Source organism: Aeromicrobium sp. (genome assembly GCF_014378035.1).
Taxonomy (GTDB): Bacteria; Actinomycetota; Actinomycetes; order Propionibacteriales; family Nocardioidaceae; genus Aeromicrobium.
Genome location: NZ_JACMOM010000325.1, coordinates 21517 through 43985, shown reverse-complemented (window position 1 = coordinate 43985; position 22469 = coordinate 21517). Strand labels below are relative to the sequence as shown.

Sequence of the window (22469 nt, the reverse complement as noted above, 5' to 3'; positions counted from 1 at the left end):
TCTGGCCCCTTCGTCATCCCCGCCCCGCGGGCGTCCGGCGCGGGCGAAGCCGGCTTTAGTGGCGGCGGCAGACCTGTCCGTGGCCCACGTCGTCGTCGACTCGGGCCTGGCGCACCTCGACCGGCTGTTCGACTACCTGGTGCCCGAGGCGCTGCACGGCCAGGTGGTCGCCGGGTGCCGGGTCAGGGTGCGGTTCGCGGGGCGCCTGGTCGACGGGTTCGTCGTCGATCGCGTCCAGCGCAGCGCTCACGAGGGTCGGTTGGCATTTCTGGCGTCGGTCGTCTCGTCCGAGCCGGTGCTCCATCCGGAGATCCTCGCGCTGGCCCGCACGGTCGCCGATCGGTACGCGGGCACCCTCGGCGACGTCCTTCGGCTCGCCGTACCGCCACGCCGCGCCCGCGCCGAGTCGGCGGCGTCGGCTGCTGTGCCGGCAGCCGACCTGCCGGCTGCGCCGGTGGTCTCCGACTGGCAGACCTACGGCCGTGGCACCGACTTCCTCGCAGCGTTGAGGGCTGGTGAGCAACCCCGGGCGTGGTGGTCCGCGGTGCCCGGCCACGACCCCGCCCACACCGTCGCCGAGGCCGTGCTTGCCACGTTGGAGTCCGGCCGTGGTGCGGTGGTGTGCGTGCCCGACGTGCGCGACGTGGCGCGGTGGGACGCCGTCTTCACCGAGGTCCTGGGTCCGGGCCGGCACGTGTCGCTCACGTCGACGCAGAAGCCCGAGGCCCGCTACCGTTCGTTCCTCGCGATGTCGCGCGGCGAGGTGCGCGTGGTCCTCGGCACCCGCGCAGCGGCGTTCGCGCCCGTGCACGACCTCGGACTCGTGGCGATGTGGGATGACGGCGACGACCTCTTCGCCGAGCCTCGCGCTCCCTACCCCCACGCACGAGAGGTGCTGCTGTTGAGGGCGACGGCGCAGCACACGGCGCTCCTGATCGGTGGTCACGCCCGCACCGCCGAGGGGCAGTCGCTGCTCGACAGCGGCTGGTGTGTCGAGCTGGCCGCCGACCAGCGCACCCGGCGCGCCGCGTGGCCCCGGCTCGAGGTCACCGACGGGTCGTCGGCCGGATCGGCTCCCGCGCGCCTGCCGCGCGAGGTCTTCCGGGCCATCCGGGCCACGACCGGCCCGGTGCTCATCCAGGTGCCACGCCGCGGCTACCGCGAGGCGTTGTCGTGCCAGGCCTGTCGTCAACCGGCGCGCTGCACGACATGTCAGGGCCCGCTCGGCCAGGCATCGGCCGGGGCGCCGATCACGTGCCGCTGGTGCGCTCGTGCGGCGTCCCCGTGGGCGTGCCCCCACTGCCACGCCACTGTTCTACGTTCTCCCGTGGTGGGTCAGCTGCGAACCGCAGAGGAGTTCGGCCGGGCCTTTCCCGGCGTCGAGGTGCTGACGTCCGGAGGCGACACGATCCGTGACGACGTGCCGGCCGGCCGGGTCCTCGTGCTGGCGACGCCCGGCGCCGAGCCGCACGTCGCTGGCGGTTACGACCTCGTGGTGCTGATGGACACGTGGCTGATGATCGGCCGTGAGGACATCCGCGTCGAGGAGGAGTCTCACCGTCGATGGTTCAACGCCCTCGCCCTCGCCGGGGTCGGCGCCTCGGCCATCGCCGTGGGTGACCCGACGATGCTGCAGGCGCTGGTGCGTGCCGACCCGGCCGGGTTCGCGGCCCGCGAGCTCGCCGGTCGATCCGAGACGCACCTGCCGCCCGCGGCGCGACTCGTCACGATAGACGGGCCTGACGCCGTGCTCACCGCCCTGGCCGGCCGGTCGTGGACGCCGCACACCGAGATCTTGGGGCCCGTCCCGGTCGATCCACGTGCGCCGCAGGGGGAGGCGGGGGAGAGGTTGATCCTGCGCTCGCCCCGTCGCGAGGGAGCCGCACTGGCCGCGGCACTCCGGGAGTGCGCCGCGGAGCGCAGCGCCGCCAAGCAGCCCGGTCTCCGCATCCAGGTAGACCCGCCCACCCTCTAGGCCCGCCCACCGATTCCCGGCCCGGCCGCCAACACCGTTTCCCGTCCACGAAGAGGGCTGGGGTGTGTCGGTGCGCGACGGTGCGGCGCGGGGCCGATGGGACGGGTCCTAGACTCGTCGCCGTGAGAGTCGTCTTCGCCGGAACCCCGTCAACGGCGGTTCCGACCCTCGAAGCACTCGTCGCGAGCCGCCACGAGGTGATCGCCGTGATCACCAGGCCCGATGCGCCGGCAGGACGCGGTCGTGCCCTCGCCGCCTCGCCCGTCGCGGAAGTCGCCGCAGCGCACGGCATCGAGGTGCTCAAGCCCGTCAAGCCGTCCGACCCGGGGTTCATGCATCGTCTCCGGGCGCTCAAGCCCGACTGCATACCGATCGTGGCCTACGGGGCGCTGATCCGCCGCGAGGCGCTCGACATTCCGACCTTCGGCTGGATCAACCTGCATTTCTCGGTGCTCCCGGCGTGGCGGGGAGCCGCGCCGGTGCAGCGCGCCATCATGGCCGGTGACGAGGTCACGGGCGCCACGGTGTTCAGCCTCGTGGAGGAGCTCGATGCCGGGCCGGTGCTCGGATCCATCACCGAGCGCATCCGTGAGGACGACACCACCGCCGAGCTTCTCTCGCGCCTGGCCGACTTCGGCAGCCGGCTGCTCGTCGATGTCGTCGATCACATCGAGGATGGTGACATCGCGGCTGTGCCACAGCCTGAGGACAACATCTCGTTTGCACCGAAGCTCTCGACCGAGGAGGGTCGCATCGACTGGAACAGGCCGGCCTTCGCGATTGACCGTCACATCCGCGGGTGCACACCGGCGCCGGGCGCCTGGACCATGCTGGGTGACGACCGCATCAAGATCGGCCCGGCGACCATCGCCGACGACCGCACCCTCGATGTCGGCCGGTTGCACGTCGCAAAGCGCGAGGTCCGGGTCGGAACCACGACCACCGACCTCGTGCTCGCAGAGGTGCAGGCGGTCGGCAAGAAGCGCATGCAGGCGGCCGACTGGGGACGCGGGACGGCGCTTGCCGCTGAGGCGATGTTCGTATGAGTGACCCCGCGCGCGCCATCGCGTTCCATGTCCTGCGTGCGGTCGCCGAGCGCGACGCCTACGTCAACCTCGTGCTGCCCGCCATGCTCGACGAGCACCACATCGAGGGGCGCGACGCCGCATTCGTCACCGAGCTCGTCCACGGCACGATCCGGCGGCAGGGCACCTACGACGCGATCATCGGTCAGGTCGCCACGAAGGGCATCGCCTCGATCGACCCGCCAGTGCTCGACGCGCTGAGGCTCGGCACTCACCAGCTGCTCAACATGCGGGTGCCCCCGCACGCTGCCGTGTCCGAGACGGTCGACGTCGTACGCCGCGAGATCGGCCACAAGCCGGTGCACTTCGTCAACGCGCTGCTGCGCAAGATCGGCCAGAAGGATCTCGACGGCTGGCTCGAGGTGGTGACCGCCGGACTGGAGGGCGACGAGGCACGCGCAGTGCGCACGTCGCACCCGCTGTGGATCGTCAAGGCCCTGCACGAGGCGCTCGGAGGCCACGGAGCACAGATCGACAAGCTCCTCGCCGCCGACAACGCCCCGCCGCGGGTCACGCTCGTGGCCAGACCGGGGTTGTGCGAGCCCGACGACCTTCCGGGCATCCCCGGCACGCTGTCGCCCTACGCGCGCATCCTCGACGCCGGTGGCGACCCCGGTGCCATCCCGCAGGTGCGTGACGGCAGGGCGGGCGTCCAGGACGAGGGATCGCAGCTGGTCGCCATCTCGCTGGCCGAGGCGCAGGTCGACGGATCCGACACCCGGTGGCTCGACCTGTGTGCCGGCCCCGGCGGCAAGGCCGCTCTGCTCGGAGCGCTGGCGAAGCAGCGCGGTGCGACGCTCGTGGCCAACGAGATCCTGGAACACCGAGCCGCGCTGGTCCGCCAGGGAGTGCGTCTGCTCGGCAACGTCGAGGTGACCACCGCCGACGGGCGTCACGGCCCGTGGGAGCCGGCCTCGTTCGATCGTGTGCTGGTGGATGCTCCCTGTACTGGGCTCGGCGCCCTGAGGCGGCGTCCCGAGGCCCGTTGGCGCCGCGAGATGGCCGACCTCGACGAGCTCGTGCCGCTGCAAACGGCACTGCTGACCCGTGCGCTCGAGCTCGTTCGCCCCGGCGGGGTAGTGGCCTATGCCACCTGTTCACCCCACCTGCAAGAGACCCGTGGAGTGCTCGAGACGGTCACCGCTGGCCGCGACGACGTCAACATCGAGTCAACCCACCAGTGGTGGCCCCACATCGACGGCACGGACGCGATGTTCTGCGCCCTGCTCCGACGTTCCTGAGTCCTGTGAGTGGTCGCGGAGATGTACCTGTCGCGCGATAGGTGGTGGCGTAGACTAGGCGGAGAAGGACTCCGGTTCTTCGAACATGCGGAGATGGTCTCTGATTGACAAGAAGGGTTGGCAAGTGACGTCAGTCACGGCACCCCAGACGGGGACACCGCAAACGGTGTCAGCAGAGAAGTCCGGGTGCGACAGACCGATGCGGGCAGATGCCAAGCGCAACTACGACAAGCTGCTCGCCGCTGCCCGCGAGGTCTTCGCCGAGAGCGGGGCCACCGGCTCGCTCGACGAGATCGCCAAGCGCGCCGGCGTCGGACCGGGCACCCTCTACCGGCATTTCCCCACGCGCGACGACCTCATCGACGTGCTGATGCGCGACTGGACCACCAGGGTCGTCGCCGACAGCGAGGCTGCCGTGGCCGCTGCGCTGCCGGCCCGGGAGACGCTCACCGGGTGGTTCGAGGTGTTCATCGGTCACATCACGTTGCACCGCGGCGCGGCGGCCAAGATCTCGGCGGCGATGGACGACCCCTCATCGCCGATCTACCGCAAGTGCCGGGTGCTCTCGACAGCCAACGAGCGCGTGCTCGACTACGTCGACAGCACGGGTCAGCTGCGTGACGGCGTGCAGTCGCGTGACGTCATGCGGCTCGTGAGTGGAGTGGCGAGCGTCATCGACGGGGCAGGTGGCATGAGCGCCGACTCCACGGGGTCGCTGCTGGGTATCATCGTCGACGGCGTCTTGTGCGACTCCCCGTCGCGCTGACTGACCCTCGACCCGGCCGGAGCGGCCACTACGCTGGCGCCATGGGCATCCAGATCACCCCGAGCATGCTGTCGGCCGACTTCGCGAACCTGCAGAGCGAGGCGGCGCGTATCGCGGGCGCCGATTGGCTCCACGTCGACGTCATGGACAACCACTTCGTGCCCAACTTGACGCTCGGAGCACCCGTCATCGAGGCGCTCGCCAAGGTGGCGGCTCAACCCATCGACGCGCACCTGATGATCGACAACCCCGACCGGTGGGCACCGTCGTTCGTCGAAGCAGGCGCTGGCAGCGTGACGTTCCACGTCGAGGCGGCGGCAGCACCGGTCCGACTCGCCCGTGAGATTCGCGCCCTGGGCGCCAGAGCCTCGATGGCGCTCAGACCGGCCACACCGATCGAGCCGTACGAGGACCTCCTGCCCGAGCTCGACATGATCCTGGTCATGACGGTGGAGCCCGGGTTCGGCGGTCAGGCATTCCTCGACATGTGTCTGCCCAAGATCCGTCGCGCGCGCACCCTCATCGACAAGCACGGTGGTGACATCTGGCTCCAGGTCGACGGTGGGGTGTCACTCGACACGATCGAGCGCTGCGCGGAGGCCGGGGCAGACGTGTTCGTAGCCGGCTCGGCCGTGTTCGGGGCAGAGGATCCGGACCGGATGGTCGCCGAGCTCCGGGCGCAAGCGGGAGGTACCGGGCACTGACCCGGCCGCCCGGGCTAGACTTGGAGCACGAGCATCACAGCTTCACAGCAGTGCTCGCGTGCTCCGGGGTCGGTGTAATTCCGAACCGGCGGTGATAGTCCGCGACCCGCGGTCACATCCCAGGTGTGGCAACGGTTGAGCCGGTGGAACTCCGGCACCGACGGTGAAAGTCCGGATGAGAGGCGCACGCAGGCGGGCAGACGCGTCCATGCGTCGCCGTCTGACCACTCCGGAGTCCGCGCGCCAGCACCGACCCGGAGGAATGCATGACACCGCAGAGCGACATCGAGATCGACGCGATGCGCCGCGCGCTCGCTGCTGCCCGCGCGACCCGGCGCACACTCCCGAACCCGCGGGTCGGCTGCGTCCTCCTCTCGCCCGACGGCGCCGAGCTCGCCATCGGTGTCCACCATGGCGCCGGAACCCCCCACGCGGAGATCGATGCGCTGACGCGTGCCGGAGCAGCAGCCCGCGGGGCCACCGCGGTCGTCACCCTCGAGCCCTGCAACCACACGGGCCGCACCGGTCCCTGCTCCACCGCCCTCATCGAGGCGGGCATCGCTCGGGTTGCCTCCGCGCAGTCCGACCCCGACGCGACGGCCCCGGGCGGTGCGAAGGTGCTTGCCGATGCTGGCGTCGCCGTCGAGACCGGCGTGCTGGCCGAGGAGTCTGCGGCTCTCAACCCTGAGTGGACGTACGCCGTCACTCGGGGCAGGCCGTTCGTGACCTGGAAGTACGCAGCGACCCTCGACGGACTCAGCGCGGCGCCCGACGGCACGAGCAAGTGGATCACCAGCCCGGAGGCGCGGCGCGACGTGCAGACGTTCAGGGCAGAGTCCGATGCCATCGTCGCGGGCACCGGCGCAGTGTTGGCCGACGACCCGCGTCTCACGGTTCGTGACGAGAACGACATGCCGCTGCCGTACGACCAGCAGCCGCTGCGTGTCGTCGTCGGTGAGACCAAAATCCCGAACTACTACCGGGTGTTCGACCGGGTGGCTCCCACCCTGATGATCCAGTCGCGCGACCCCGCGGAGGTGTTGCGGAAGCTGGTGGAGAACGAGATCCGGCACGTCTGGCTCGAGGGAGGTCCCCGGCTCGCCGGGGCATTCTGGAACGCCGGTGTCATCGACCGCGTCATCGGCTACATTGCGCCGGCGATGCTCGGTTCGGGCCGGGCCGCGCTCGAGGGCGAAGCCACCACGCTGGCAGACCTGCGCCCCATCGACCTCGACGACCTGAGGATGGTTGGGCCGGACATCCGCATCATCGGGACCCCCGGCCGCATGCAGCGAGAGGACTTCGACTGATGTTCACCGGACTCATCGAGGAGAAGGGCACCATCACGGCGGTGGACGATCTGGGCGACTCCGTGCGCCTGACGATCCGCGGCCCGCTGGTGACGTCCGACGCGCGCCACGGCGACTCGATCGCCGTGAGCGGCGTCTGCCTGACCGTCATGGCGCAGGGCGCCGGGACGTTTGCTGCCGACGTCATGAAGGAGTCGCTCGACAAGACGTCGCTCGGCGACCTCGGCATCGGCGACGAGGTCAACCTCGAGCGCGCGACCAAGGCCGGCGCACGGCTCGGTGGGCACATCGTCCAGGGCCATGTCGATGGCACCGGTCGCCTCATCGACCGCATCCCCAGCGAGCACTGGGAGATCATCCGCATCGGTCTGCCCCGCGAGCTGGCGAGATATCTCGTCGACAAGGGGTCTGTCACGGTTGACGGCACGTCGCTGACCGTCGTGGAGGTCGTTGACGGCGATGCCGCGACACCGGACGGCTCGTGGTTCTCGGTGTCGCTGATCCCGACGACGCTCGCCGACACCACCCTGGGTGCCAAGGTCGCGGGCGATCGAGTCAACCTCGAGGTCGACATCCTCGCCAAGTACGTCGAGCGCCTGCTGGGAGCTCGTGAAGACCCGGCCAACGAGAAGGACACAGCATGAGCGTGCACCTGGACAGCATCGAACGCGCCGTCGCCGACTTCCGCGAGGGCAAAGCCATCGTGGTCGTCGATGACGAGAATCGCGAGAACGAGGGCGACATCATCTTCGCGGCGAGCAAGGCGACGCCCGAGCTCATGGCGTTCCTCGTCCGCTACTCCAGCGGCCTCGTCTGCGCGCCCATCACGGGCGAGATTCTCGACCGGCTCGCAATCCCGCTCATGACCCCGCACAACCGCGAGAAGATGCGCACCGCCTACACGGTCTCGATCGACGCCCGCGACGGCATCACCACGGGCATCTCCGCCACCGACCGGGCCCGTACGTGTCGGGTGCTCGCCGACTCGGCCACCGAGCCGTTCGAGCTCAACCAGCCCGGCCACATCCTGCCGCTGCGGGCCAAGGACGGTGGAGTGCTCGAGCGGGCCGGCCACACCGAGGCCGCCGTCGACTTCGCGCGGCTGGCCGGCCTCACCCCCGCCGGTGTCATCGGCGAGGTCCTGCACGACGACGGCACGCTGATGCGCGCCCCGGCGCTGCGGGAGTTCGCCGACGAGCACGGCATTGCGCTGGTCTCGATCGAGGACCTTCAGGTCTACCGCCGTCTGCACGAGTCGCAGGTCGATCGGCTGGCCACGACGAGGCTCCCGACCGAGTTCGGCGAGTTCACGGCACACGGCTATCGCGACCGCATCGAAGGGTCGGAACACGTCGCCCTGGTCTACGGTGACCCCGGCACCGAGGACGTGCTCACCCGCATCCACTCCGAATGCCTCACCGGTGACGTGTTCGGGTCGAGGCGGTGTGACTGCGGACCGCAGCTCGAGCTGTCGATGACCGAGATCACCGCCGCCGGCGCGGGCATCGTCGTTTATCTGCGCGGGCACGAGGGGCGCGGCATCGGGCTGCTGCACAAGCTGCAGGCGTACGCGCTGCAGGACGCGGGCAGTGACACCGTCGACGCCAACCTGCAGCTCGGCTTCGGTGAGGACGAGCGCGACTACGCCGCCGGGGCACAGATCCTGCGTGACCTTGGTGTCACGTCGGCGCGGCTGCTCACCAACAACCCCGACAAGACCACGGCGCTGGAGGCCTACGGGGTCAAGATCAGTGAACGGTTGCCGCTCGTGGTCGCCGCCACGAAGGACAGCTTCACGTACCTGCGGACCAAGGCCCAACGCATGGGGCACGACCTCCCGGGCCTCGATGTCACCAGCGGCGAAGGGGAGTCGGCATGAGCGGTCACGGTGCGCCGGAGATCTTCGCCGACGGCGCCGGGGCGAAGGTCGTCATCGTCGCCTCCCGGTGGCACACCGAGGTCATGGACGGACTGATTGCCGGGGCCCAACGCGCCCTGTCCGACGCCGACGTCAGTGACGTGACGCTCGTCCGGGCGCCCGGCTCGTTCGAGCTTCCTGTCCTCGCCCTGGCTCACGCTCAGCATGGTTTCGACGTCGTCGTCGCGCTCGGGGTCATCATTCGTGGGGGCACGCCGCACTTCGAGTACGTCTCGGCGGCTGCCACCGACGGGCTCAACCGGGTGGCGCTCGACACCGGTGTGCCCATCGGGTTCGGACTGCTGACGTGCGACGACGAGGCGCAGGCGCTGGACCGCGCGGGTCTGCCCGACAGCCGCGAGGACAAGGGCCGCGAGGCCGCCGAGGCTGCACTCGCGACCTGGAACATCCTGCGCAATCTCCTCTGAGCCGGGCCCGGCGGGGGCCCCGCGACGGTGGGCCTAGACTTCTGGGCGATGAAGACCTTCGACCAACTCTTCGCCGAGCTCGCCGACAAGGCCGTTCAGCGCCCCGAGGGCTCGCGCACTGTCGCCGAGCTCGATGCCGGTGTGCACGCCATCGGCAAGAAGCTTGTCGAGGAGGCCGCCGAGTCGTGGATGGCCGCCGAGCACGAAGGTCCCGAACGCACCGCCGAAGAGCTGAGCCAGCTGCTCTACCACGTTCAGGTGATGATGATCGCCGCCGGAATCACGCTCGACGACGTCTACGCGCATCTGTGACGGACCGGACCCTCGGGTGTCCGTCCGTGCCTCCGTCGCCCCCAGCGTCACAGAACTCCTGAGAAGAGAGATCCATGCTCAAGATCGCCGTCCCCAACAAGGGAGCGCTTGCAGACTCGGCCGCCCACATGCTCGCCGAGGCCGGCTACCGCCAGCGCCGTAACGCCAAGGACCTGGTCACCCTCGACCCCGACAACGACGTCGAGTTCTTCTACCTCCGACCGCGCGACATCGCGATCTACGTGGGGGAGGGGACGCTCGACATCGGTATCACCGGCCGTGACCTGTTGCTCGACTCCGGCGCGCACGCCGTCGAGAACATCGCGCTCGGCTTCGGCGCATCGACCTTCCGCTTCGCTGCGCCCATCGGCACGATGGCCACCATCCAGGACCTCGACGGCAAGCGCATCGCCACGTCCTACCCCGGCATCGTCGACACCTACCTGTTCGAGCGCGGCATCACGTCCGAGGTCGTCCGGCTCGATGGCGCCGTCGAGTCGTCGGTGCGTCTGGGGGTCGCCGATGCCATCGCTGACGTCGTCGAGACCGGCAGTACGCTGCGCCAGGCCGATCTTGAGGTGTTCGGCGAGCCCATCCTGTCGTCCGAAGCCGTGTTGATCACCCGCCTCGACGCGCCCGAGCCGGCCGGTTTCGCGGTCTTCAAGCGTCGCCTCGACGGTGTGCTCGTCGCCCGGACGTACGTGATGATGGACTATGACATCCGTGTGGACGAGGTCGAACGGGCTGTCGAGCTCACACCCGGCATCGAGTCGCCCACGGTGTCGCCACTTCATCGTGAGGGGTGGGTCGCCGTGCGCTCGATGGTGCCGCGCGACACTGCCCAGAAGGTCATGGACGGGCTCTACGAGCTCGGAGCCCGCGGGATCCTCGTGACGGATATCTTGGCGTGCCGGATCTGAGGACGTTCCGGCCGGGAGGCGCCCGCATCGTCGCCTACGTCGTGGCGGTGCTGATGCTGGCCCTCACGGCGGTGGTCGGGACGGCGCTGCCGTCCGACATCTACTTCACCCCCGCCGAGGACGTCACGCTGTGGATCATCATCCTCGTGGTGCTGGCGATGTTGCACGGAGTGGGGCGCAGCTTCGTGCGCGCAGACGACGACGGCATCGAGGTGCTCAACGGCTATCGGCGCCACCGGGTCGCGTGGGGCGACGTCGAAGGATTCGCGATGAACTCCGGCGCTCCGTGGCCGACGCTGGTCACGAAGGACGACGAGCGCGTGATGCTGTTCGCGATCCAGGGCACCGATGGGCCATACGCCCGCGAGGCCATGGCCTACCTCCGCGGACGGCTGCGGTGAATCACGATCGGACGCTCGCCAGCCCAGCGTTCCCCGATGACGACGGCACCGCCGACATGGTGCTGGCCGCGGCGTTCGGTGATGACATCTCGGTGCTCTCAGTGATCGCCGATGCGCGGGTGTTCGTCCCGATCATCGCGCTGCTGGGTGAGGCGCCCACCGATGGCGACAAGAATGCCGAGATGGCTGCCGTGCTCATGACCGGGGCCGACGGCCGCAGGGCGTTGCTGGCCTTCAGCAGCGTGTTGTCGATGATGCAGTGGGACGCCAAGGCCAGGCCGGTGCCGATACGTGGCGGCGACGCGGCCCGGGCGGCGCTCGACGAGGGCGCTGCCGCCATCGTCCTCGATCTTGCCAACCCGACCTTCACGGTCATCGAGACCGCCGACGTCGAACATCTCGCGGCAGGCGACCGCCTCGTGCAGAGCGAAGCCGGCCCCGTTTGGCTTCCCGCCTCCACCTGACCCCACCCCGCCAGCTCCCAGGACATGGCGCCTGAGCACCTAACTCCTCCCACGATCAGGACAGTTCATGCCTGCGGCGCGACCCGCGCACCATCCTCGATTTCACAAGCGATCGCCGTCGCTGATAACCTTGTGGAAGAAGTGGAGGTCCACCTCCCACCTGCTTGGTCCTTGACCTCGGGGTATCAGTCGGTCAGAAGTGCCTTCGGGCGTGATGGCCGACCGTAGGCATGTTCCTCCGGGAACACGTCACTGGTGGCTTCCGTTTCGCAACGGGGGCCATTTTTTTTGATGGCCTCTCCACCACCTCAGGAGGATCCATCACCACAGAGCTGCGCGTCAACGACCGAATCCGAGTGCCAGAAGTACGCCTCGTCGGTCCTGGCGGTGAACAGGTGGGCATCGTTCGAATCGAAGATGCCCTGCGACTGGCGGCCGAAGCCGATCTCGATCTCGTCGAGGTGGCCCCGACAGCTCGCCCGCCCGTCTGCCGACTCATGGACTACGGCAAGTTCAAGTACGAGACGGCGCAAAAGGCTCGCGAGTCACGGCGCAACCAGACCAACACCATCATCAAAGAGATGAAGCTCCGGCCGAAGATCGACCAGCACGACTACGACACCAAGAAGGGTCACGTCGTGCGGTTCCTCAAGGCCGGCGACAAGGTCAAGATCACCATCATGTTCCGCGGACGCGAGCAGCACCGCCCCGAGCTGGGCTACCGGCTGCTGCAGCGTCTGGCCGCCGATGTGGAGGATCTCGGTTTCATCGAGTCCAACGCCCGTCAGGACGGACGCAACATGACGATGGTTCTTGGTCCGCTCAAGAAGAAGTCCGAGGCCCAGGCCGAGGTCAAGGCCGAGAAGGTCAAGAGCATGGGCGTGAAGGCAGCCGAGAAGGAAGCCGAAGAGGCTGAGGTCAAGGCGCATCGTGAAGCCGCCCATGCCGTTGCAACACCCAAGAAGCCACGTCGTCGTTCCGAGAACCTCGACCCAGACATGGAGGCATAAATGCCGAAGTTCAAGCCCCACTCGGGGATGAAGAAGCGCGTCAAGATCACTGGCAGCGGCAAGCTGCGTCGTGAGCAGACCAACCGTCGTCACCTGCTCGAGGTCAAGTCGTCCTCGCGCAAGCGTCGCCTTGAAGGTTCCACCGACGTCGCCAAGGCCGACGTCCCCCGCGTGAAGAAGATGCTCGGTCTCTGACCGCGCGCCCCGACACAACGACTAGCGACACAACAATCGTGAAGGAGAACTGAGATGGCACGCGTCAAGCGCTCTGTCAACGCCCAGAAGAAGCGCCGCCAGACACTGGAGCGCGCCGCGGGCTACCGCGGCCAGCGGTCGCGGCTGTACCGCAAGGCCAAGGAGCAGGTCACCCACTCGCTCGTCTATTCCTACCGCGACCGCAAGGCGCGCAAGGGTGACTTCCGTCGGCTCTGGATCCAGCGGATCAATGCTGCCGCCCGCGCCGAGGGCATGACGTACAACCGCTTCATCCAGGGCCTCAAGGCCGCCGAGGTCGAGGTCGACCGCAAGATCCTGGCCGATCTCGCGGTCAACGAGCCGGCTGCCTTCTCGGCACTCGTGCAGGTCGCGAAGGACAACCTTCCGGCCGACGTCAACGCACCCAAGGACGGCGCCGCGGCCTGACCGCGGCAACCGTTACGCAGTGGCGAGCACGCCAGGTGAGCTCACCGTCCGATCCGGACGTGTGAAGCACGCCAGGCGGCTCGCCACTCGTGCGTTCCGGTCCGACACCGGCGAATTCCTCGCCGAGGGGCCGCAGGCCGTCCGCGAGGCGCTCACGGTCGTGGGAGTGACCATCGAGGTGTTCGCCACGGCCGAAGCGACGCTGCGCCACGCCGACCTTCAGCAGCGCGCCCGTCAGAGCGGGGTCCAGTGGCACGTCGTCGACGACGACGTGGTCGACGGCATCAGCGACGCTGCGTCGCCCCAGGGTCTCGTGGCCCGCTGCGCTTCGGTCGTGCTCGACCTCGACGGGCTGCCCGCAGACGCGTCGCTCGTGGTGGTCTGCGTCGACATGCGTGACCCCGGCAACGCGGGCGCCGTCATCCGTTGCGCTGATGCGGCGGGCGCCGACGCCGTCGTGCTCTGCGCCGACAGCGTCGACCCGACCAACCCCAAGGCGGTGCGTGCCAGCGCCGGGAGCCTGTTCCACCTACCGGTCATCGTGCACCGTGATCTCGCGGACGTCGTGGCCGTCCTGGCAGCCCGAGACCTGCAGGTGCTTGCTGCCGATGGTGAGGGGGAGATGGCGCTTTTCGACGCCGCCCTCGACCTTGCACGGCCGACGGCCTGGGTCATGGGCAACGAGGCGACAGGCCTCTCTCGCGACGCACGCGGGCTCGCCGACGCCGTCGTCGCGGTCCCGATCTACGGCCGGGCCGAGAGCCTCAACCTGGCGACGGCCGCCGCCGTCTGCCTCTACGCCTCGGCCCGCGCGCGCCACGCCGGATGACACGACGACGGGCCGAATAGTCAGGAATAGTTCTTTCGTACTAGATTCAACTTCTATGGACTACGACGACTACCCGGACGGCGTCATCATCGCCGGACCCGACGGGATCGTCGAGTACGTCAACGAACGCATACGCGACATGGCCAGGGCCATCGGCGACGAGATGATCGGCATGCATCTGTCCGAGGCGGTGCCATTCGACGATCTCAACGGCAACTCCTGGTACGACTGCTCCCGCCCGTACGACGGTCTCAACATCCGCAAACGGGTCTCGGAACAGGGGTGGTGGTCTCCCAAGGGCAGCGAGTACCTCATCACCGCCTCCCTGGTGCGCGACCGGCCGGCCGGTCCGGTGACGCGGGTCGTCGTCAGCGTTCGCAACGCCCGCATCCGTAACCAGCGCGATCGTGAGCGGTCTGACCTGGTCGCGACGGTCGCCCACGAGCTCCGCTCGCCCCTCACGGGTATCAAGGGATTCACGTCGACGCTGCTGACCAAGTGGGACAAGTTCACGGAGGAGCAGCGCCGGCTGATGCTCGAGACCGTCGACTCCGACGCCGACAGGTTGAGCCGGCTCATCACCGAGCTCCTCGACGCAGCGCGGATCGACGCCGGCAGGCTCACGTTGAAGCGCGGCCCAGTCAAGCTCGATGAGGTGGTGCGGAACGTGCTGACCAACATGTCGGGCGGCGCGACCGAGCCGTTCGGTATCAACATCGGTGACGATCTCGACCTCATCTGGGGCGACAGCGACCGCATGACCCAGGTCGTGACCAACCTCGTGGAGAACGCCATGCGGCACGGATTCGGCCTGCGCGAGGTGGTCGTGAAGAACACCCAGCACCCCGACTTCCGGGGCGGCGTGTCCCTGGAGATACACGACCACGGGCCGGGCATCCCCGAAGAGATGCGTCAGCGCGTGTTCAGCAGGTTCTGGCGTTCGGGGCCGGGCGCCGGCAGTGGCCTCGGCATGTACATCGTGAGAGGCATCGTCGAGCAGCACGGTGGCTCGATCGACATCTTGGATGCCGAGGGTGGCGGCGCGCAGATCCGGGTGTGGTTCCCGATCAACGAGCCCGACTCGATGACCGACTGAACGACCCGACCGGCGACCGATAAACTCACGTCGTCATGGCTTGATCCGTTCATCTGTGCTCGCCGGAAGGTCATCATGTCCGCGCCCAACTCCTCGTACGACCCCGTGGAGGTCACGCCCTTGCGAGCCGATGAGGTTGAACGCATGCGCGACGAGGCGCTGTCGGCCATCGCCGCGGCGCACACGCTGGAGGAGTTGAAGCAGGTGCGCATCGACCATGCCGGTGACCGCTCTCCGATGGCTCTCGCGAACCGCGAGATCGGCGCTCTCCCGCCGCAGGCGCGCAAGGAGGCCGGCCAGCGAGTCGGTCAGGCCCGCGGAGCCATCAACCACGCTCTCGCGGCCAGGACCACCGAGGTCGAGTCCGCCGAGGAGGAGGTTGCGCTCGCCAGCGAGACCGTCGACGTCACGTTGCCGTGGGACGTCGAGGCCGTCGGTGCGCGCCATCCCCTCACGACGATCCAGGAGCACGTCGCCGACATCTTCGTCGCCATGGGCTGGGAGGTGGCCGAGGGCCCGGAGGTCGAGGCGGAGTGGCTCAACTTCGATGCCCTCAACCTCGGCCCTGACCATCCTGCGCGCACGATGCAGGACACCTTCTGGGTCACGCCCGAGTCGGCGGCCATGGTGTTGCGCACCCACACGTCGCCCGTTCAGGCGCGCACGATGCTCACCCGCGAGCCCCCCATCTACGTCATCTGTCCGGGGCGGGTCTACCGCACCGATGAGCTCGATGCCACGCATTCCCCGGTCTTCCACCAGGTCGAGGGCCTCGCGATCGACAAGGGCCTCTCGATGGCTCACCTCAAGGGGACCCTCGATCACTTCGCCCAGGCCATCTACGGCGACGGCATGACCACGCGCTTTCGTCCGTCTTACTTCCCGTTCACCGAGCCGAGCGCGGAGATGGACCTGCTCTGCTACGTCTGCCACAACGAGCCCGACGCTGTCGCCGAGTGCCGCACCTGCAAGGGCGAGGGGTGGGTCGAGTGGGGCGGATGCGGCGTGGTCAACCCGCGGGTGCTCATCGCCTGCGGCGTCGACCCCGACGTCTACTCGGGATTCGCGTTCGGCATCGGGCTCGACCGCACCATCACCTCCCGTTACGACATCGCCGACCTGCGTGACCTGTTCGACGGAGACATCCGCTTCACTGAGCCGTTCGGAGTTGAGCTCTGATGCGCGTACCTGTCGAGTGGCTGCGCCAGTACGTCGACCTGCCCGACGACCTGAGCACCGAGGCGTTGGCGGCCCGGCTCACGGCGTTCGACCTCAAGCTCGAGGAAATCATCGGCTCGGGCATCTCCGGCCCGCTCACGGTCGGTCGAGTGCTGACCCTGGTGGGTGAGCCGCAGAAGAACGGCAAGACCATCAACTGGTGCCGTGTCGACGTCGGCGCGGCCCACAACGACCCTCCCGTCAGCGACCCCGACGGCGTCGAGATGGCGGCAGGGCGCGGCATCGTGTGTGGCGCCCACAACTTCGTCGTCGGCGATCTGGTCGTCGTCTCCCTTCCCGGCACCGTGCTGCCGGCCCTGGGGTTCGAGATCACCGCCCGCAAGACCTACGGCCACGTGTCCGACGGCATGATCTGCTCCGGTGCTGAGCTGGGGCTGGCCGGTGATGCCGACGGCATCATGGTGCTCGAGCCCGGCACGGCCGAGCCGGGCGACGACGCCATCGTGTTGCTCGGCCTCGACGGTGACGTCCTTGACCTCGAGGTCAACCCCGACCGCGCCTATGCCCTGTCGCTCCGGGGCGTCGCGCGCGACTCGGCGATCGCGTTCGACGTGCCTTTCCACGACCCGGCCGACACCGTCGATGAGGTGGTGTCGACCGGCACGTCCTATCCCGTACGGGTCGAGGATGCCTTCGCCGCACCCGTCTTCGTGACCCGCGAGATCACCGGCTTCGACCCGTCCCGCCCGAGCCCCGGCTGGCTCGTACGACGGCTCGAGCAGGCCGGCATGCGATCGATCTCGCTGGCCGTCGACATCAGCAACTACGTCATGCTCGAGCTGGGCCAGCCCAACCACGCCTACGACCGAGCCAAGCTGCGCGGCGGCATCGTCGTACGTCGCGCCGTCGAGGGTGAGAAGATCACGACTCTGGACGATGTCGTGCGCACGCTCGACCCCGACGACCTCCTGATCACCGACGATCGTGGTCCCATCGGCATTGCTGGGGTCATGGGCTCTGCCGACGTCGAGATCGACGGTACGACGACTGACATCGTGATCGAGTCGGCCTACTTCGACCCGAAGACGATCTTCCGCGCCGCCCGACGACACCGCATCCCGTCCGAGGCGTCCAAGCGCAACGAGCGCGGCATTGATTCGAGCCTGCAACCACGGGCCGCGACGCGGGTGGCCCAGCTCATGGCCGAGCTCGGCGGGGGAGTCGTGTCTGGCACCATGACCGTCGTCGGTGAGTCGCCGGCGTCACCACATATCCGGCTCCGGGTCGACCTCCCCAGCCGCGTGACGGGTGTCGAGATCGATGCGGTCGCCTCTGTCGAGGCGCTCGAGGCCAATGGCTGCAGTGTGGAGATGGACCACGAGTGGCTCACTGTCACGCCCCCGCCGTGGCGGCCCGACCTGACCGACCCGTACGACGTCGTGGAAGAGGTGCTGCGGGTCGTGGGCTACGACAAGGTGCCATCGATCTTGCCCCCGGCCCCGGCCGGGAGGGGACTGACCAAGGCCCAGAAGCTGCGTCGCCGGGTTGGCAACGTCCTGGCCGGCGACGGGCTCATCGAGGTCAAGACCTTCCCGTTCGCCGGCGAGGCCGACTGGGACCGCATGGGGCTCCTGCCCGATGACGTGCGCCGCACCCAGGTGCTCCTCGAGAACCCGCTGTCCGCCGAGGAGCCGGGCATGACCACCACGGTGCTGACCGGCCTGCTCAGGAGCCTCGTGCTCAACATCGGCCGGGGTCACTCCGATGTGAGCATCGTCGAGACCGGCAGGGTCTTCCTGCCCCGGTCGGACGTCGCGACGGCGCCGATCTACGGTGTCGCTGACCGTCCGGGGCCGGGCGAGTTCGCGGTATTCGATGCCGTTCTCCCGGCCCAACCGCTGCACGTCGGACTCCTCATGAGTGGTGAACGTGTCCGTACCGGCTGGGCCGGACCCGGGCGTCACGTCATGTGGGCAGATGCCGTCGCGGTCGTCCAGCACGTCGCTGAGGTGCTGCACGTCGACCTCGCGGTCGAGCAGGTCCAGCTGGCCCCCTGGCACCCGGGACGTTGCGCGGCCTTCGTCCTCGACGGGGTCACGATCGGTCATGCAGGTGAGCTGCACCCGCGGGTGCTGAAGGCCTACGGGCTTCCTGCCCGCGTGGTTGCCGCCGAGGTCGACCTCGATGCGCTGGTCGACGCCTCTCCAGAGATCGGTCCACGGCCTGACTTCTCCGCGTTCCCCGTCGCCAAGGAGGACCTGGCGCTGGTCGTCGACGGGTCGGTGCTGTCCGGCGACCTGCAGGCCGTGCTGGCAGGTGCGAGCACGTTGATCGAGTCGGCTCGGCTCTTTGACGTCTACACGGGCGATCAGGTGCCCGCGGGCAAGAAGTCGCTCGCGTTCGCGCTGCGCCTCCGTGCCCCTGACCGGACCCTCACCGAAGAGGACATCAGGGGCGCGCGCGAGGCGGCGGTCGACGCTGCGCGTCGGGTGAGCGGTGCCATCCTGCGCACCTGACCTGACCTGGCCTCCGACGGGCGTGTCCAACGGATGGGATCGGAGTGCAGGGTCAGAAGGAGACGGTCGGCGCAGTCGCCTGGCCGTCTGGTGAGTCGTAGAACTCCCTGGACCTCACCCCGGCGACACCGGTGAACAGCAGCCACGGGATCGTCTGCACGACCTTGTTGAGGCTGGCCACTGCGTCGTTGTAGAACTGACGGGCGAACGAGATCTTGTTCTCGGTGTCGGAGAGCTCGGCCTGGAGCGCCTGGAAGTTGGCCGACGCCTTGAGGTCAGGATAGGCCTCGGCAACCGCGAGGACGTCGATGATCGCCCTGTCGAGTCGAGCCTCGGACGCGGCCTTCTCTGGCACCGTTCCCTGCTTCGCTGCCGCGGCGGCGCCTGCCCGCGCGGCCGTGACCTCCGCGAAGACGCCCCTTTCGTGCTGGGCGTAGCCCTTGACGGTGTTGACGAGGTGGGGAATCAGGTCGGCGCGCCGGGTGAGCTGCACGTCGATGCCGCCGAGCGCCTCCTGCGCCCCGATGTCCAGACGACGCAGCTTGTTGAAGGCATAGGCCGCGAACAGCGACAGGGCGATGATGACCGCCACGATCATCAAGAGCATGTGTTCTCCTCAGGGTGGGGAAGCGATGGGGTGGTGACACGGAGGGGGCGAGGGATCGGGAGGTGAGTGGATGGTGCGGTCTCACCACGAACCGCCACCGCCACCGCCGTCGCCACCTGATGACGATGAGGACGGCTGGGATGCTGCGTAGGCGCTGATCGAGGAGGACAGCGAGGACTCGAATCCGGAGAAGGCGTCGTTGTTGCCCGAAGAGCTCGCCCCGCGGAAGATGCCGTGTCTTCCCGCCGGGAACTCGGTCGTGAGTGTCTCCTTGGCAATGAGCTTGCCGTGGGACTGCACGAGGAATCTGGCGTGGTGGTCGGTGATGGTCACCGGATCGGGACTGGTTGTCGAGTCGTCGGGAATCATCGCGATGAGTGCTGGAGCAAGCAGGAGACCAGCCGTGAGGATGAGCGCGACAATGCGCAGCCCGATCCGGTTCATGGCTGCATCCTAGGGTGGTGGAGTCCGCGTCCGAGATCATGTGGGCGGACCCCGGCCTGCAATAACTTGCAGGCACATGCAAGAATGTTCGTCATGTCCAAAGTGATGACCAGCCTTCCTGCCGGCGAGCGCGTCGGAATCGCCTTCTCCGGAGGCCTCGACACCTCGGTGGCCGTCGCCTGGATGCGCGACAAGGGGGCCGTCCCGTGCACCTACACCGCCGACATCGGGCAGTACGACGAGCCCGACATCGCGTCAGTGCCGGCCAGAGCCACCGCCTATGGCGCCGAGATCGCCCGGCTTGTCGACTGCCGCGCCGCGCTGGTCGAGGAGGGTCTCGCCGCCGTGACCTGCGGAGCATTCCACATTCGTTCCGGCGGTCGCGCCTACTTCAACACCACGCCACTGGGCAGGGCTGTGACCGGCACCCTGCTGGTGCGCGCGATGCTCGAGGACGACGTCCAGATCTGGGGGGACGGGTCGACCTTCAAGGGCAATGACATCGAGAGGTTCTACCGCTACGGCCTGCTGGCGAATCCGCACCTACGCATCTACAAGCCGTGGCTCGATGCCGACTTCGTTGCCGAGCTGGGCGGGCGCACAGAGATGAGCGAATGGCTCGTCGCCCACGAGCTGCCTTACCGCGACAGCGCGGAGAAGGCCTACTCGACCGACGCCAACATCTGGGGTGCCACGCACGAGGCCAAGACCCTCGAGCACCTCGACACCAGCCTCGAGGCGGTGCAGCCGATCATGGGCGTCAAGTTCTGGGACCCCGAGGTCGAGATCGTGACGGAAGACGTCTCGATAGCGTTCGAGCGTGGCTGGCCGGTCTCGATCAACGGCAAGAAGTTCGCCACCGATGTCGATCTGGTGCACGAGGCCAACACGATCGGTGGCCGGCACGGGCTCGGTATGTCCGACCAGATCGAGAACCGCATCATCGAGGCCAAGAGCCGTGGCATCTACGAGGCTCCCGGCCTGGCCCTCCTGCACATCGCGTACGAGCGGCTCGTCAACGCGATCCACAACGAGGACACCCTGGCCAGCTATCACGACAACGGTCGCCGTCTCGGCCGGTTGATGTACGAGGGACGCTGGCTCGACCCCCAGGCCCTGATGATCCGGGAGTCCCTCCAGCGGTGGGTCGGCTCCGCCATCGACGGCGAGGTCACCCTGCGGCTGCGTCGCGGCGAGGACTACTCGATCGTCGACACGCAGGGCACAGGCTTCAGCTACCACCCCGACAAGCTCTCGATGGAACGCACCGTCGACTCGGCCTTCGGGCCGGGTGACCGCATCGGCCAGCTCACGATGCGCAACCTCGACATCGCGGATTCCCGAGCCAAGCTCGAGCAGTACGCCCTGCTCGGAATGATCGGTGATTCGCACACCGAGCTCATCGGTGCGATGGAGACCGGCGGTGCCGAGGCGATTGCCTCGCGGGGGGAGTCACCCGACGAAGAGGAGCAGGCACTCGACTTCGCCGCCATGGAGTTCGGTACCGACTGAGCGGCAAGCACCCCACGACCACGCTCGACACGTCTGCAAAGGTAGAGAGATGAGAACTATCACGGTCGCCGTCGCCGGTGCCAGCGGATATGCCGGCGGTGAGGTGCTCCGCTTGCTTCTGGCGCATCCCGCGATCGAGATCGGCGCCCTCACCGCGGCCTCCAGCGCCGGAACCCCGCTGGGGGGGCACCACCCGCATCTCGTGCCCCTCGCCGATCGTGTGCTGCAACCCACCACGGCCGAGGTGCTGGCAGGCCACGACGTGGTCTTTCTGGGCCTGCCGCACGGCCAGTCCGGCGCAGTGGCCGCCCAGCTCGGCGACGACGTGCTGGTGATCGACTGCGGAGCAGACCACCGACTGCAGTCGGCTGATGAGTGGGCCGAGTTCTACGGGGGCGAGCACGCGGGCACGTGGCCCTACGGGCTGCCGGAGCTCATGGTCGGAGACGGAAGCCAACGCAACGCGCTCGCGGGGGCCAGGCGCATCGCCGTCCCGGGTTGCAACGTCACGGCCGTCACCCTCGGCATCCAGCCCGCGATTGCGGCCGGGCTCGTCGAATCCACCGACCTCGTCGCGGTGCTCGCCAACGGCTACTCGGGTGCGGGCAAGGCTCCCAAGACCAGCTTGATGGCCGCGGAGGGCTTCGGCGCAGCGTCTCCGTACGGCGTCGGCGGCACGCATCGCCACGTCCCCGAGATCATGCAGAACCTGCGGCTGGCCGGCGGCAAGGACGTGACGATCTCGTTCACGCCGACCCTTGTCCCGATGTCGCGGGGAATCCTCGCGACGACGACGGGCCGGATCGCAGACGGCGTCGACCTTGCCGCCGTACGCGAGGCGTACGACACCGCCTATGCCGACGAGCCGTTCATCCACCTGCTGCCCGAGGGCCGTTGGCCCACGACCGCCGCGACTCTCGGAGCCAACACGGCGCAGATCCAGGTCGCGATCGACGCGCGGGCCAAGCGGCTCGTCGCCGTGTCCGCGATCGACAATCTCGTCAAGGGGACGGCGGGCGGCGCGATCCAGTCCATGAACCTTGCCCTGGGGCTCGACGAGACCATGGGGCTCAGCACCGTAGGAGTGGCGCCATGATCCATGAGAACCAG

General features: G+C 68.5%; 24 protein-coding genes and 1 riboswitch. Of the genes, 22 read left to right on the top strand and 2 right to left on the bottom strand.

Translation table 11 applies throughout. The annotated features are described in order from the left end of the window. From H7290_RS17420 to pheT, 20 genes are all read left to right on the top strand, one after another. The coding region (locus tag H7290_RS17420; RefSeq protein ID WP_366927648.1) for a primosomal protein N' at positions 1–1975 on the top strand (1975 nt) is incomplete at its 5' end. Between the two features lie 122 nt (positions 1976–2097). Continuing rightward, positions 2098–3021, top strand: a complete 924-nt coding sequence (gene fmt / locus H7290_RS17415) for a methionyl-tRNA formyltransferase (RefSeq protein WP_290515288.1) — start codon at positions 2098–2100, stop codon at positions 3019–3021. Then, positions 3018–4301, top strand: a complete 1284-nt coding sequence (locus H7290_RS17410; protein WP_290515287.1) for a transcription antitermination factor NusB — start codon at positions 3018–3020, stop codon at positions 4299–4301. Before fmt ends, H7290_RS17410 begins: the two co-directional genes overlap by 4 nt. Before the next feature lie 199 nt (positions 4302–4500). After that, positions 4501–5067 carry a helix-turn-helix domain-containing protein gene (locus H7290_RS17405; RefSeq protein ID WP_290515286.1) on the top strand — a complete coding sequence of 189 codons (567 nt, stop codon included), beginning with the start codon at positions 4501–4503 and terminating at the stop codon, positions 5065–5067. 41 nt (positions 5068–5108) lie between these two features. Then, complete coding sequence (gene rpe / locus H7290_RS17400; protein ID WP_290515285.1) at positions 5109–5771, top strand: ribulose-phosphate 3-epimerase; 663 nt, start codon at positions 5109–5111, stop codon at positions 5769–5771. A gap of 54 nt (positions 5772–5825) precedes the next feature. Continuing rightward, positions 5826–5963: riboswitch (FMN riboswitch) on the top strand. Between the two features lie 74 nt (positions 5964–6037). Beyond that, a complete protein-coding gene (gene ribD / locus H7290_RS17395) occupies positions 6038–7081 on the top strand; it encodes a bifunctional diaminohydroxyphosphoribosylaminopyrimidine deaminase/5-amino-6-(5-phosphoribosylamino)uracil reductase RibD (protein ID WP_290515284.1) in 1044 nt (347 codons plus the stop codon). Continuing rightward, positions 7081–7725: a riboflavin synthase gene (locus H7290_RS17390; RefSeq protein WP_290515283.1), complete on the top strand. Its 645-nt coding sequence runs from the start codon at positions 7081–7083 to the stop codon at positions 7723–7725. The genes ribD and H7290_RS17390 overlap by 1 nt, the downstream gene beginning before the upstream one ends. Next, a complete protein-coding gene (locus tag H7290_RS17385) occupies positions 7722–8960 on the top strand; it encodes a bifunctional 3,4-dihydroxy-2-butanone-4-phosphate synthase/GTP cyclohydrolase II (protein ID WP_290515282.1) in 1239 nt (412 codons plus the stop codon). The genes H7290_RS17390 and H7290_RS17385 overlap by 4 nt, the downstream gene beginning before the upstream one ends. Next, a complete protein-coding gene (gene ribH, locus H7290_RS17380; RefSeq protein ID WP_290515281.1) occupies positions 8957–9427 on the top strand; it encodes a 6,7-dimethyl-8-ribityllumazine synthase in 471 nt (156 codons plus the stop codon). The genes H7290_RS17385 and ribH overlap by 4 nt, the downstream gene beginning before the upstream one ends. Before the next feature lie 48 nt (positions 9428–9475). After that, on the top strand, positions 9476–9739 hold the full coding sequence (locus tag H7290_RS17375) for a phosphoribosyl-ATP diphosphatase (RefSeq protein ID WP_290515280.1): 264 nt from the start codon (positions 9476–9478) through the stop codon (positions 9737–9739). A gap of 74 nt (positions 9740–9813) precedes the next feature. Continuing rightward, a complete protein-coding gene (hisG, locus tag H7290_RS17370; RefSeq protein WP_290515279.1) occupies positions 9814–10659 on the top strand; it encodes an ATP phosphoribosyltransferase in 846 nt (281 codons plus the stop codon). Next, on the top strand, positions 10647–11060 hold the full coding sequence (locus H7290_RS17365; protein WP_290515278.1) for a PH domain-containing protein: 414 nt from the start codon (positions 10647–10649) through the stop codon (positions 11058–11060). Before hisG ends, H7290_RS17365 begins: the two co-directional genes overlap by 13 nt. Further along, complete coding sequence (locus H7290_RS17360; protein ID WP_290515277.1) at positions 11057–11524, top strand: SseB family protein; 468 nt, start codon at positions 11057–11059, stop codon at positions 11522–11524. The genes H7290_RS17365 and H7290_RS17360 overlap by 4 nt, the downstream gene beginning before the upstream one ends. Positions 11525–11805: 281 nt before the next feature. Beyond that, entirely contained in the window at positions 11806–12534 is a 729-nt protein-coding gene (infC, locus tag H7290_RS17355) for a translation initiation factor IF-3 (RefSeq protein WP_290515291.1), read from the top strand. Continuing rightward, positions 12535–12729 carry a 50S ribosomal protein L35 gene (rpmI, locus tag H7290_RS17350; protein WP_290515276.1) on the top strand — a complete coding sequence of 65 codons (195 nt, stop codon included), beginning with the start codon at positions 12535–12537 and terminating at the stop codon, positions 12727–12729. Positions 12730–12783: 54 nt separating this feature from the next. Continuing rightward, a complete protein-coding gene (rplT, locus tag H7290_RS17345) occupies positions 12784–13176 on the top strand; it encodes a 50S ribosomal protein L20 (protein WP_290515275.1) in 393 nt (130 codons plus the stop codon). Between the two features lie 19 nt (positions 13177–13195). After that, positions 13196–14005: an RNA methyltransferase gene (locus tag H7290_RS17340; RefSeq protein WP_290515274.1), complete on the top strand. Its 810-nt coding sequence runs from the start codon at positions 13196–13198 to the stop codon at positions 14003–14005. 55 nt (positions 14006–14060) lie between these two features. Continuing rightward, positions 14061–15101: a PAS domain-containing sensor histidine kinase gene (locus H7290_RS17335; RefSeq protein ID WP_290515273.1), complete on the top strand. Its 1041-nt coding sequence runs from the start codon at positions 14061–14063 to the stop codon at positions 15099–15101. 75 nt (positions 15102–15176) lie between these two features. Beyond that, a complete protein-coding gene (gene pheS / locus H7290_RS17330) occupies positions 15177–16280 on the top strand; it encodes a phenylalanine--tRNA ligase subunit alpha (RefSeq protein ID WP_290515272.1) in 1104 nt (367 codons plus the stop codon). Next, a complete protein-coding gene (pheT, locus tag H7290_RS17325; protein WP_290515271.1) occupies positions 16280–18796 on the top strand; it encodes a phenylalanine--tRNA ligase subunit beta in 2517 nt (838 codons plus the stop codon). The genes pheS and pheT overlap by 1 nt, the downstream gene beginning before the upstream one ends. Before the next feature lie 52 nt (positions 18797–18848). Here the strand turns inward: pheT and H7290_RS17320 are convergent, their stop codons facing one another. Beyond that, positions 18849–19403: a LemA family protein gene (locus H7290_RS17320; RefSeq protein WP_290515270.1), complete on the bottom strand. Its 555-nt coding sequence runs from the start codon at positions 19401–19403 to the stop codon at positions 18849–18851. An 81-nt stretch (positions 19404–19484) separates the two neighbouring features. After that, positions 19485–19847 carry a hypothetical protein gene (locus H7290_RS17315; RefSeq protein ID WP_290515269.1) on the bottom strand — a complete coding sequence of 121 codons (363 nt, stop codon included), beginning with the start codon at positions 19845–19847 and terminating at the stop codon, positions 19485–19487. 84 nt (positions 19848–19931) lie between these two features. Between H7290_RS17315 and argG the strand changes: the two genes are divergently transcribed. Continuing rightward, positions 19932–21359, top strand: coding sequence for an argininosuccinate synthase (argG, locus tag H7290_RS17310; RefSeq protein WP_290515268.1), 1428 nt, complete (start codon positions 19932–19934; stop codon positions 21357–21359). 49 nt (positions 21360–21408) lie between these two features. Further along, positions 21409–22455, top strand: a complete 1047-nt coding sequence (argC, locus tag H7290_RS17305) for an N-acetyl-gamma-glutamyl-phosphate reductase (RefSeq protein WP_290515267.1) — start codon at positions 21409–21411, stop codon at positions 22453–22455. Positions 22456–22469: the final 14 nt, after the last annotated feature.